We start from the raw sequence: 11,449 nt of genomic DNA, 5'->3' as shown, positions 1-11,449 counted from the left end.
AAGACGAAGGGGCGGCCTGGGCCGCCCCTTCCACATGTCGATGGAGAGCCGCCGAGGCGGCCTCGACGAGGCTCGGGACAGCCTTAGGACAGCTGCTTGTTGCCGTCCGTGAAGTGGATCGTGCTGATGCCCGACACGGTGACGCTGTCCGACGCGCTGAACGACACCGTGAAGGAGCCGTTCCCGTTGTTCTGGATGGTCGCGTCCGCCTGGGAATGGTTGCCGATTGCCAGGAGGTCGCTGCCGCCGCCGCCCACGATGGTGTCGTGGCCGCCGGTCTTGCTGATGTAGAACAGGTCGTCGCCCGCCGATCCGGTGATCTGGTGGCTGCCGCCCGAGCCGTCGACGAAGGTCGTCCCGGCTCCGGAGCCCACCAGCGTATCGCGGCCCGCGCCGGCGTAGAGGGTGTCCCCCGCGCCCACGGCGGTGAGCAGGTTGTTGCCGGCGATCGCCTCCAGGTGGTCGGCACCCGCGCCGCCCGTGAGGGTGTCGTGACCCGCCGACAGGGTGCTCGTCGCGAGCACGTTGCCACCGCTGCCCGCGGTCAGCGCCGACTGGCCGCCGCCGTAGAGCGTGTCGTGGCCCGAACCGCCCTGGAGGACGTTGAGGCCCGACCGCGCCACCAGCACGTTGTTGCCGCTCGTCGCCGTCAGCGTGTCCGCCCCGCTGCCGCCGAGCAGGAAGTCGTTCCCGCCATTCGCGGTGATCCGGTTGTTGCCGGAATTCGCGACCAGCGTGTCATTGCCGGCGCCGCCGAGGAGCGTGTTGCTGCCGCCGATATCGGCCAGCAGGAAGTTGCCGCCGCTCCCGGCGGTCAGCTGCGACTGGCCACCGGCGAACAGCGTGTCGTGGCCGCTGCCGCCCTGCAGCACGTTCCGGCCCGAGCCGGCGTACAGGAGGTTGTCGCCGGCCACCGCGGTCAGCGTGTCGGCACCCGAGCCGCCGTAGAGCTCGTCCGTGCTGCTGCCGCCCGTGGTGAGCTGGTTGTTGCCCGAGGTCGCGACCAGGATGTCGTTGCCCGAGCCGCCGACGAGCGTGTCCGCACCGCCGACGCTGGTCATCAGGAAGCTGCCGCCGCTGCCTGCGGTCAGCTGCGACTGACCGCCGCCGAACAGCGTGTCCTTGCCGCTGCCGCCCTGCAGCACGTTCCGGCCCGTGCCGGCATACAGGATGTTGCTGCCCGTGACCGCGGTCAGCGTGTCGGCACCCGAGCCGCCGTAGAGTTCGTCCGTGCCGCTGCCGCCCGTGGTGAGCTGGTTGTTGCCCGAGAGCGCGATCAGGTAGTCGTTGCCGGCGCCGCCGACGAGCGTGTCCGCACCGCGGGCATCCGTGAAGAGGGTGTTGCCGCCGTTGCCGGCCGTCAGCACCGACTGGCCGCCGCCGATGAGCGTGTCCCGGCCGTTGCCGCCCTGGAGCACGTTCCGGCCCGTGCCGGCGTACATGAGGTTGTTGCCGCCCTCGGTCGCCTGGAGCGTGTCCGCTCCGGTGCCGCCGTAGAGCTCGTTGTTGCCGCCGCCCGAGGTGATGAGGTGGGCGCCGCCGTTCAGGCCCGCCACCAGGGTGTCGTTACCAGTGCCGCCCAGGATCGTGTTGGCGCCCGCATTGCCCTGCACGAAGGCGGCGCCGGAGCCGACGACCACCCGGACGGTCGCGTCGCCCTGCAGGACGATCGTCCCCGGCTCACCGCCGGTCGCCACGACGAGGTTCTCCGTCGGGCCGATGCTCAGGTTCTGACCCGCGCCGTTCGCGATCAGCAGCTCCGTCCCCTCGCCGGAGAGGTCGAGCGTGACCGGCGAGCCGTCCTCGTTGACGAACGTGCTCTTGTAGTAGTTGACGAGCCCCGCCCCGTCCGGCGCCACCGCACCCGCGGCGATCAGCGCCTGCTTGATCGCCGCCGCGACGCCAGGGTCGCTGTTCTGTGCGACGGACAGATCAAGCGACACCTGATCTGTCTGGTATGTCCCCGACATAACTCAATCCCCTCAATGCGGTGATTAGTGTTGTTGTATTTTTACTCGACGACGCCCGCTAACGGACGCCGGACGCCCGGAATACACGCACCCGCCCGGTGCGCGGTCCCGCCGGCTGGGCCGATCCCGATGGGACCGGACCACCCTGCAACCGCCCCGCCTCCGAACGAGCGGGGACAAACGTTAATTTCAGGCCAACGAGCGGATCGATCCCGGCTCCGCTCACCAGCTCGACGACGTCGCCGCGGGCGGATTCGACGCTCGCGCCGAGGAACAGGGCCTCGGCCCCGAGGGTCACCCCCTGCCCCGCGCCGCCGGAGAGCCGCAGGCGGATGCCGAGCAGCGGCCGGGCCTGCCCCCGCGTGCCCGCATACTCGCCGCCGCTCATCCAGCGGGTCCAGCCGCCGCCCGCGCCGCCGACCAGAACCTGATACTCCAGGCGCAGACCCGGCAGGCCGCCGGTGCGGATCTCCAGCCCCTCGATCGGCGCGGGGGATGCCGGGCCGGCGATCCAGGCCTCTGCGCCGACCTTGACGTCCCCGCGCCGGGAGACGTGGGCCAGGATGTCGAGCGCCGCCCCCGCCTGCGGCAGCCCGGCCTGCGCCGGCCCGGGCTGCTGCGGCTGTCCGGCCGCCGGCCGCGCCGCGGCGGTCCGTGCCGTCACCAGCGGCTCAAGCTGCAGCTCAACCTCGCCGTGTCCGGCCGGCGTGCGGACCACGATCTGCAAGGTCGCCGGCCGCTCGGCCCGGAGCACGAGACACCCGCCCGGCCCGCCGATCACCCCCGGATCGTCGAAAGGCGAGGAGATCGCCTGAACGTAACGACCGAACTCGGCGGGAATCCGAACCTCTACGGTCGGAGACGCTCCGCGCGACAGCGGCTTGACATAGCGCAGGACGTAAAGCCCCGCCTCGACTGTCAGAGGACTAACCTGATCGCCCATAATACGTCTGGCCTACCGCACCCGTGCCATGCCGATCCTCGCCGTGCTTCGAACGCTATGTGATTTGCAGGCTTCGGTCAATGAAAGTCTCGCAACCACCTAATCCTTCGAGCGGAAAGTTCTATCCCTCACCTGAACATCACACTATTGAGCAGCACACCTGTATTGATGTCGTGACGCGATCATCAGAACTCGGAATTGAATCAACATTTGACTATGGTGCAAAAATGCAACAAGCCTGCGCCATCGTCTTGGAACAGCCGCGAACCCCGAAAAGCGAACGCACACCTGCCGAATCGGCATGATTTCCGACGCATGTCCGCTGCCGCTCTGCTTCGATCACCGCTGCAAAATCAAATCGCGCCCCACCGGCGACGGCCGGTCGAGGCTCCCCGCGCCACCAGCACCGGCCGAACTCCCGGCCACGTCCGTGGATCGGCCGGGCCGTCACGCCCCGCTGGGGCGCCGGACTCCCGCGAAACCGGGGCCGGAGAAGGTCGCGCCGCCGCGGCTCGCGATGAACCGTCCGTCATGCCGTCATGCCGCCGCGGATGAGCGACCGGGTATCCCGCACGAGGACGATCACCGACCCTGATCCAAGTCAGCATGTCCGTTATCCGCCGGAGCTTTCGCAGGCCTGTCGCCGCCGGAACCAGCGGCACCACGAGGAGCCGCTTCGCGTCAGGCGCGCGGCAGCTGCGCGAGGACGAATTCGGCCACGGCGCGGATCTCGCCCGCGGCGTTGCTCGCGGGGGCCGCCGTCGTCACCGTGACCCCCTGCGTGAAGGCGCGCACGAAGTAGACGTCGTGGCTGAGGGCCGGGCCGACGGGCTCGCCGAGCGCGTCCAGTTCGTCGGTGATCTGCTGACCCTCCGGCGTCTCCCGATCGACCCGGGTCGGGACGAGGGCGACGCGGGCATGCGACCGGCTGTCGTTGCGCAGCTGATTCGCCACCGCCCCGAGGGTGGTGCGCGCCGAGTTCAGGTCGAGGCTGGACGGACCGCAGGGAATCAGGATCAGGTCGGCCACGTCGACGGCAGCGCGGAACACCGGTCCCAGGCCGGCCGGCGTGTCGATGATCAGAACATCCGCCTGCTGCTTGAGGACGTTCCGCAGCCATTGCGACACGGTGCCGGAGGACACCAGTTCCGGGCGCACATCGAAACCGAGCTTGCGCGGCGAGGACCATGCCGTGGCCGATGCCTGCGGGTCGGCATCGATGATCATCACCTTCATCTTCCGCTGGCGCAGCTCGCCGGCGAGATTGATCGCCAGCGTCGTCTTGCCGACTCCGCCCTTCTGCTGAACGATCGATACGACGAGCATGGTCTCGGACTCTGTTTCACGGGGCGGCACGCGGGTGCCGTCCGGCGTCGATTTCGGAAAGACGGTGAGCTGCCTGGCGGGATCGAGGCGGCGGGACGCTGCCACAAGGAGGACTCGGCCTCAACGGGTTCGTCCGCGCGGGCAGGCATTCGTGGCGCAATCGTTGCCGATCCGTCGCACTCCCCTGGACGGCCCGTGCGGGCCGGCGCCGAAGCAGCCGTGGCGGGCCGGGCCACAAATCAGCCGCAGGGCCGTGGCTCTCCTCCGGGCCGATGAAGGTCGGCCGGCGGGAGCGATCCCGGCCGGCGCCCGGCGGAGACCGTCCGGCGCCTTCCCCGGAACGGCCGAGAGGACGGTTGAGGATTTCGATGAGAGCGATCCTGGCTTCGGCCGTGGTGTCCGCCTGCATGATGGCCGGGCCGGTCCACGCGCAGACGATCAGCGGCCGGGACTTGGCCGGACGGGACTCGGCCGGACGGGACTTGACCAGCCGGGACTTGGCTAGCCGGGACTTGGCCGACCGGGAGCGGGTGATCGAGAAGTTCAACCAGGACTCGGCCAAGCAGGCGGCCAACGATGCCGCCCGGGACCGCCGCATGCGCAAGATCCAGCAGTCGATCTGCACGGAGTGCAAGCCGACCGGCGGCCCCGGCCAGCACCGCAAGGTCTTGGTTCCCGAGATGCCGACCGACCTCGCGATCCAGGATCCGGCGCAGGCGCCTCTGGATTAGGCGGGGGCGCAGCGCGCCTCACCGCGCGGGGCGGCTCGTCAGGGCGGCGGCGAGGATTGCGGCGCTCTCGTCGTCGAACAGGAACCCGACCCAGCCGAGGCCGGGATGCCGCAGCAGCAGCGGCCGCTTGCCGTCCGTCCGGGTCCCGAGGGCCGCCCAGACCGGCGGCGTCGTGCTCATCGGGATGTCGCTGTCCCGCGGCGTCTCCGGCACCGGCGGCGTCATCTGGGCGCGCAGGACGCTGACCATCTGGATCAGCCGGTCGAGATCCTCGGCGCCGTGGAAGACGATCGTCGCCTCCTCCGATCGTCCCTGCGGGATCGTCATCACGGCCGCTTGGCCGTCATCGCTGATGACCCCGCGCCAATCCTGATCTGCCACGCCTGTTTCTCCGTCGCTGCGACGCCACCGGCTCCGCGCGGCCGGCGCACGGGTAGGCGCATCGATAGAGCATTTCCCGACGAAGTGGATCCCGGTTCGTCGTAGAAAATGCGTCACGATCAAGGACCTAGAGCCTCGCTCGATCGCCACGCGATCGGGCGGGGCTCCCGCGCGGCCCAGCCGGCGCAAGGCCGCGCGCCGCCGGCACGGCGCGCAGGCGGACGGCCATGCTATAGGGCCCGCCATGGTCCGGCCCGACACCGGAGCAGGCGCAGAGGCCGATGATGAAGTGGTACACCTGCTGCAACGAGGCCGGCCTCGCCTCCGGCGGCGAATGCCTGATCGCCGCGGTCGAATCCTGCCTGACGCGGACGCGCCTGAAGCCGCACCTCATCTTCGACGGCCCGCCGAACGCCCTCATGCGGCACTTCGAGCGCCGCGGCGTCACCGTCGTCTTTCGTTCCTTGAGCTTCGCGCCGCAGATCGCGCGCAATCGTGGCGCGGCGCCGATCGATTACGACTGGCTGCTCGGCAACGCCCTGCGGTTCGACATCCCCCTCGTCGAGGCGGAGGACGAGGTCGTCCTCTACACCGATACCGACGTGCTCTTCCACCGGGAGGTCGCCCTCGCGCCCCCGCCGGCTCCCCTCGCCGCGATCCGCGAGATCCTCACCGACGATGAGGTCCGCGAGACCGACCGCGCCTTCAATGCCGGCGTGATGCTCATGAACGTCAAGTTCATGCGCAGCCTTCATCCCGTCTTCGAGCGGCTGCTGATCGACCTCTCCGCCGGAACCTACACGAATCCCTGGTACGATCAGGGCATCATGAACTCCGTCTGCGCCGGCCTGTGGGCGGCCTTGCCGCAGACCTTCAATTGCCGGCCGTATTTCGGCTGCGAGGGTGCGCCCATCATCACGCATTTCCAGTTCCTCAAGCCCAACATGATGACCGGGGCGGGCGACCTCATCCGCCCCGATCCGCGGCAGGAGGCGCTGCTCCGGCGCGCCCGGCCGGCCTATCTGGCAGCGCGCCGCGCCGTCGCCGCGCTGGTCTCGCCCGAGGCCCGCTCCGCCCTGCTGGATGCCTGCCCGGCGGCGGTGCTGTCCCGCTGACGCCCAGGGACCCGCGCGGGGCGCAGGCTGGGCAAGTCCACCGGCAGACGATACTGTCCGCACCGTCGATCATCCGGGACGGGCCCCTCAAGTCCGTCGACGGAGCTGGGGAACCGAATGTTTTACGGCGATTTCAAGAACAAGGACGACCTTTCGTTTCTCAATTCATGCCTGGAACGGCTGAAATCCATCTTCGGAAGCGTCGCCTACGGCGACAACAACATCATCATCGGACGAAACTGCTCGTACCTGCAGGATGCGAAGCTGCTCGCGGCGATCAAGCGGCACGCCACGAACGAGCAGGAGCGGTCGCTGATCTTCCGCCTCAACACGCTGATCTGGGCCTTCGACCACGCGCTGCGGATCGACGGCGACATCGTCGAGTGCGGCGTCTGGAAGGGCTTCCTGTTCAGCGTCCTCGCCGATTACTTCGATTTCGGCCAAGTGCCGAAGCAGATGTGGCTCTACGACACCTATGCGGGCATCCCCGCCCGGTACGACACCGAGAAGCACGATCACCCCGTCCTGCGCGAGGAGAACCTCTACGAGAAGGTGGTGCTCCGGTTCCGGCGCTACGAGAACGTCCATGTCGTCAGGGGCATGCTGCCGGAGATCCTGCGCGAGCGCAGCCCGCGCCGGATCGCGCTCCTGCATCTCGACCTGAACTCGTCGAAGGCCGAGATCGAGACGCTCGACGCTCTCTTCGACCGCCTGTCGCCCGGGGGCATGATCGTGTTCGACGATTACGGCTGGTCCGGCTACCGCGAGCAGCACGACGCGGAGAAGCGCTGGGCGGAGACGCGCGGATACCGCATCCTCGAGATGACGACCGGCCAGGGCGTCCTGCTGAAGCGCTGAGTCCCGCTCCTCGGCATCATCCGCCGAGGCGGTCACCGGTTCGGCGAACGATGCTCAGGGAACATGGATCGTGAAGACCTTGCTGCGCTGGGGCAGCAGGTAGTCCTCGGCCACGTCCTTGCCGAAATGGGTGATCTCCCACGCACCGGCCCCGACGGCCTCGGCGACGGTCTTCCAGACCGTTCCGTCCGCCCGCAGGCCGGGCACGTCGCTGGTGCAGAAGCAATGGGCGGGATCCGGCAGGTCCAGCCGGCGCAGGACGTCCGCGATCCAGCCCCGCCCGTACACGCAATCCGCCACGATCAGGATCGGCCGGCCCGCCGCGGCGGCGGCCCGGTAGATCTCGGTCACGCGGGCGTCCGGGGCGATCATCCCGGCGACGTGATCCGCCTCCGCCCGCAGCAGGGCGGCATCCGGGCCGCGGAGGGCGAGGGACAGGGCCCGGACCAGCTCGCCGAAGGCGATCTGGCCCGCATGGCGGTACTCGAACCGCGACCGCAGCTCGATCAGCCGCCGGTGCAGGAGATACGGCTCCGGCGACGCGATCACCTTCGCGGCGATGAGCGAACGCGACACCCGCTCGAGGGCCGCGCTCTCGATCTCATCCCGGGCTCCGGCGGCGAGCGCGAACAGGTCGAACGAGACGTATCGCGAGGCGGCGACGCGCTCCGCCAGCTTGTCGGCGCGGAAGTTCTCGTCGTGCGGGAACACGCCGTCCTGGACCTTCACGAAGTCCTCCCGGCCGGGCGCCCGCGCGAAATGGTCGTAGCCGGTGTGGTGGCAGACCGCGCCGACGAGCCTCTCGATGGCGTGCTGCATCGTGCCGTCGATCTGGCCCTCCTCGTCCGGGAAGTCGGCGTAGGACCAGTCGTCGTCGAGCAGCGGGGCGATCGCGGCCGGCCGCGCCCAGAACATCCCGCCGACCGGATAATGGACGAAGCCCGGGCGGATCGGCACGCCGGCCCGCTCCGCCCAGAGCCGGGCGATCGCGAAATTCCCGAGCCAGTGGCGGCTCCAGAACGGCAGCGGCGCGTAGGCATCCGGATAGGCCAGCCCGCAGCGCGGCTCGCTCCGGAACAGCGCGACCGCCCGCGACCACGCCGGGCCGTCGCCGATCAGATGGTCGATCAGGTACTCGCCCCACCCTGTCAGCGCGTCCCCGCGGTGCCGGGATTGCTTGGTATGGACGTGGCAGATCAGATCGTAGCGCTTCAGGTCCTCCCGGAACTCGACCAGGAAGGGCGCGAAGTTGCGCCCCCTGTTGGGGGCGATGACGATCTGGCAATCGTCGATGGCGGGGACGGCCTCGATCTCGCCCGCCAGGGTCTCCGCCAGGGCGGCATCGCTCGTGCTGACGAACAGGTCGTGGCGATCCGGCACGGCGGCGAGGCGCCGGACGATCGCGTGAGCCTGCTCGGCGTAGTGGCAATGCGCGACGACCGCGATTCTCAAATCCCGAGCCCCTGACCGGCGAGCCGCGCGGCGCGGCCGGCTCCGGCCGCCGTGATCCGGCGCGGGGACACGAGGAGCACGGACGCCGCGGCGGAACAAGTGCGGCGCTGGCGCCCGGCCTCGATCCGAGATGGGCGGCGAGGCGCTCCAGCATCGCGCAGCAAGCCGCGAGATCGGCCGCGGCGATAACCCGTCGGGCTTGTGGGCCTGCGTGATCGAACCCGGCCCGCAGATGATCGCGGGGATCCCGGCTGCTTGGTACAGCCCGGCCTCGGTGCCGTAGCTCACCGCCCCTTGCGCCTGGCGGCCGGCGAGGGCCTCGGTCAGCCCGCGCAGCGGCGCATCGTCGGGAAGGCCGAGGGCCGGGGAGGAGGAGAGGACGGCCTCGTGCCCGCCCCGATCGGGTTCAGGTTACGGTGAATCCCCGCGCGAAGGGGTCGCGATCGTCGATGAAGATCGTGTTGAGGCCGGTCATGCGGGCCCAGCCGCCGATCGAGGGGACGATCGCCGGGTTCTCGCCGACCTGCGCCTCCGCCACGACCCGGCCGCGGAACAGGGAGCCGATGATGCTCTCGTGGACGAAATCGTCGCCGATGCCGAGCCGGCCGGTGGCGGCGAGCTGCGCCATGCGGGCCGAGGTGCCGGTGCCGCAGGGCGAGCGGTCGATGGCCTTCTCGCCGTAGAACACCGCGTTGCGGGCCTGCGCCCCCGCCACCGTGGGCCGCCCGGTCCACAGGATGTGGCTGATCCCGCGGATCTCCGGCTTCTCCGGGTGGACCGGCGCGTCGCGTTCGTTGAGCGCCCGGCGCAGGCCCCGGCTCATGCGCACGAGGTCGCCCGCGCCGAAATCCGCCATGTCGCGATAGGCTCCCTGCGGCTCGACGATGGCGTAGAAGTTCCCGCCATAAGCCACGTCCACGGTGATCTCGCCGAGATCCGGGCATTCCGCCGTGAGGCCGCGCGCGTGCAGGTAGGACGGCACGTTGACGATCCGCACCTCCTCCACGTGCTCGCCCTCCTGCCGGTAGGTCGCCACCACGAGGCCGGCCGGCGTGTCGAGGCGCAGCGTGCCGGGGGTCTTCGGCCGGATGAGCCCGTGCTCGATCGCCATCGTGACGGTGCCGATGGTGCCGTGCCCGCACATGGGCAGGCAGCCCGAGGTCTCGATGAACAGGATCGCGACGTCGCAATCGGGCCGGGTCGGCGGATAGAGGATCGAGCCCGACATCATGTCGTGGCCCCGCGGCTCGAACATCAGGCCGGTGCGGATCCAATCGTACTCGGCCAGGAAGTGGGCGCGCTTCTCGATCATGGTGGCGCCCGAGAGGACGGGCCCGCCCCCGGCCACGAGGCGCACCGGGTTCCCGCAGGTGTGGCCGTCGATGCAGAAGAAGCTGTGGCGTGCCATGGCGCGATCCTCCCGTGCCGCTCCGCACTCTAGAACCGGTCCGCCCGCAGCGGCGCGAGCGGGATGGCCGGGGGGCGCCCGGCGAGCAGGTCGGCGACGAGGCGGCCGGTGCCGGCGCTCTGCGTCAGGCCGAGATGGCCGTGCCCGAAGGCGTAGACCACGCGCGGGCTCGCCCGCGATGGGCCGATCACCGGCAGGCTGTCGGGCAGGGACGGGCGAAAGCCCATCCAGCGCCGCCCGCCCTCCACGCGCAGGCCGGGCAGGAACCGGGCCGCCTTGCCGAGCATCGCGTCCGCCCGGGCGAAGTTCGGCGGGCGGTCGAGCCCGCCGAACTCGACGGCCCCGCCGACCCGGATCCCGCTCGCGAGGGGCGTCACCACGAAGCCGTGGCCCCCGAAGGTGAGCTGGCGGCGCAGGTCGAACGCGTCCGCCGGCAGGGTGGTGTTGTAGCCCCGCTCGGTGTCGAGGGGCACGCGGTCGCCGAGGCGGCGCGCCAGCCCCTTCGACCATGCCCCCGCCGCCAGCACGGCGGCGTCGGCCGCGAGCGTGCGGCCATCCGCGAGGGTCAGGCGCACGCCCGCCTCCGCCGGGGCGATCTCGGCCACCTCGCCGCGCTCCAGCGCGGCGCCGCCGGCCATCAGCGCGGCGTGCAGCGCGCAGGCGAACCGGTAGGGGTCATCGACCGTCTTCCAGTGCGGCGTGAAGGTGCCGGCGACGAAACGCGGCGACAGGCCGGGCTGCAGGGCGGCGAGCGCCTCGCCGCGGACATGCGCGAAGGCGATGCCCTCGCGGACCCGCGCCTCCCAGCCGGGCAGCGAGGCGGCGAGTTCCGCCTCGCTCTCGTAGAGCTGGAGGTTGCCGTCCTGGCGCAGGCGCCCGGCGAGGCCGGCATCGGTGACCATCGCCTCCATGGCCGCGGCGGAGACGCGCATCAGCCCGGCCTGGACCGCGAGCGAGCGCCGGTAGCGGTCGGGCCGGCTCGCCCGCCAGAACCGCAGCAGCCAGGGAGCGATCCGCGGCAGGTCGGCGGGCGGCAGGGCGAGCGGGCCCAGCGGATCGAGGCACCAGCCCGGCGCCTTGCGCAGGATTCCCGGCGAGGCGAGGGGCAGCACGTCCGTGAAGGCGAGCGCCCCGGCATTGCCGAAGCTCGCCCCCTCGGCGACGCCGCCGCGCTCGATGAGGCGCACGCGCCATCCCGCCCGCTGGAGATGGAAGGCGCAGGCGAGGCCGACGATGCCGGCCCCGACCACCGCGACGTCCCTCAT

General features: G+C 70.7%; 10 protein-coding genes and 1 pseudogene. 3 read left to right on the top strand and 8 right to left on the bottom strand.

What is annotated here, in order from left to right; all coding sequences use genetic code 11:
* Window positions 1-83: 83 nt before the first annotated feature.
* The 3 genes from ACE101_RS17375 to ACE101_RS17365 form a co-directional block, all read right to left on the bottom strand.
* Window positions 84-1,943 carry a calcium-binding protein gene (locus tag ACE101_RS17375; protein ID WP_379131888.1) on the bottom strand — a complete coding sequence of 620 codons (1,860 nt, stop codon included), beginning with the start codon at window positions 1,941-1,943 and terminating at the stop codon, window positions 84-86.
* Between the two features lie 85 nt (window positions 1,944-2,028).
* Window positions 2,029-2,913 carry a hypothetical protein gene (locus ACE101_RS17370; protein ID WP_379131886.1) on the bottom strand — a complete coding sequence of 295 codons (885 nt, stop codon included), beginning with the start codon at window positions 2,911-2,913 and terminating at the stop codon, window positions 2,029-2,031.
* A gap of 681 nt (window positions 2,914-3,594) precedes the next feature.
* On the bottom strand, window positions 3,595-4,344 hold the full coding sequence (locus ACE101_RS17365) for an AAA family ATPase (protein WP_379131883.1): 750 nt from the start codon (window positions 4,342-4,344) through the stop codon (window positions 3,595-3,597).
* A gap of 263 nt (window positions 4,345-4,607) precedes the next feature.
* On the opposite strand from ACE101_RS17365, the gene ACE101_RS17360 reads away from it, so the two are divergent.
* Window positions 4,608-4,970, top strand: a complete 363-nt coding sequence (locus tag ACE101_RS17360) for a hypothetical protein (protein WP_379131881.1) — start codon at window positions 4,608-4,610, stop codon at window positions 4,968-4,970.
* Window positions 4,971-4,988: 18 nt separating this feature from the next.
* On the opposite strand, the gene ACE101_RS17355 is transcribed toward ACE101_RS17360, so the two are convergent.
* Window positions 4,989-5,351, bottom strand: a complete 363-nt coding sequence (locus tag ACE101_RS17355; protein WP_379131878.1) for a hypothetical protein — start codon at window positions 5,349-5,351, stop codon at window positions 4,989-4,991.
* A 284-nt stretch (window positions 5,352-5,635) separates the two neighbouring features.
* Between ACE101_RS17355 and ACE101_RS17350 the strand changes: the two genes are divergently transcribed.
* The gene (locus ACE101_RS17350) at window positions 5,636-6,466 is read left to right on the top strand and encodes a glycosyltransferase family protein (RefSeq protein ID WP_379131875.1); all 831 of its coding nucleotides are present in this window, start codon (window positions 5,636-5,638) and stop codon (window positions 6,464-6,466) included.
* Between the two features lie 117 nt (window positions 6,467-6,583).
* Window positions 6,584-7,324, top strand: a complete 741-nt coding sequence (locus ACE101_RS17345) for a TylF/MycF/NovP-related O-methyltransferase (RefSeq protein ID WP_379131873.1) — start codon at window positions 6,584-6,586, stop codon at window positions 7,322-7,324.
* A gap of 54 nt (window positions 7,325-7,378) precedes the next feature.
* Here the strand turns inward: ACE101_RS17345 and ACE101_RS17340 are convergent, their stop codons facing one another.
* The 4 genes and pseudogenes from ACE101_RS17340 to ACE101_RS17325 form a co-directional block, all read right to left on the bottom strand.
* Window positions 7,379-8,776, bottom strand: a complete 1,398-nt coding sequence (locus ACE101_RS17340) for a rhamnan synthesis F family protein (protein ID WP_379131870.1) — start codon at window positions 8,774-8,776, stop codon at window positions 7,379-7,381.
* Between the two features lie 133 nt (window positions 8,777-8,909).
* A pseudogene (locus ACE101_RS17335) lies at window positions 8,910-9,154 on the bottom strand (M20/M25/M40 family metallo-hydrolase); the annotation flags it as partial.
* A 28-nt stretch (window positions 9,155-9,182) separates the two neighbouring features.
* Window positions 9,183-10,184, bottom strand: coding sequence for a 4-hydroxyproline epimerase (locus ACE101_RS17330; RefSeq protein ID WP_379131867.1), 1,002 nt, complete (start codon window positions 10,182-10,184; stop codon window positions 9,183-9,185).
* A gap of 29 nt (window positions 10,185-10,213) precedes the next feature.
* Window positions 10,214-11,449: an NAD(P)/FAD-dependent oxidoreductase gene (locus ACE101_RS17325; protein WP_379131864.1), complete on the bottom strand. Its 1,236-nt coding sequence runs from the start codon at window positions 11,447-11,449 to the stop codon at window positions 10,214-10,216.

The organism is Methylobacterium carpenticola, assembly GCF_042748905.1.
Classification (GTDB): domain Bacteria; phylum Pseudomonadota; class Alphaproteobacteria; order Rhizobiales; family Beijerinckiaceae; genus Methylobacterium; species Methylobacterium carpenticola.
Note: the sequence above shows the minus strand (reverse complement) of the source record. Positions and strands in the feature narration are given on the sequence as shown.

Excerpts from the sequence above, each read along its gene's own strand:
- ACE101_RS17350 (WP_379131875.1), top strand. The coding sequence starts at position 5,636 with ATGAAGTGGTACACCTGCTGCAACGAGGCCGGCCTCGCCTCCGGCGGC.
- ACE101_RS17325 (WP_379131864.1), bottom strand. The coding sequence starts at position 11,449 with ATGAGGGACGTCGCGGTGGTCGGGGCCGGCATCGTCGGCCTCGCCTGC.
- ACE101_RS17330 (WP_379131867.1), bottom strand. The coding sequence starts at position 10,184 with ATGGCACGCCACAGCTTCTTCTGCATCGACGGCCACACCTGCGGGAAC.
- ACE101_RS17345 (WP_379131873.1), top strand. The coding sequence starts at position 6,584 with ATGTTTTACGGCGATTTCAAGAACAAGGACGACCTTTCGTTTCTCAAT.
- ACE101_RS17370 (WP_379131886.1), bottom strand. The coding sequence starts at position 2,913 with ATGGGCGATCAGGTTAGTCCTCTGACAGTCGAGGCGGGGCTTTACGTC.
- ACE101_RS17360 (WP_379131881.1), top strand. The coding sequence starts at position 4,608 with ATGAGAGCGATCCTGGCTTCGGCCGTGGTGTCCGCCTGCATGATGGCC.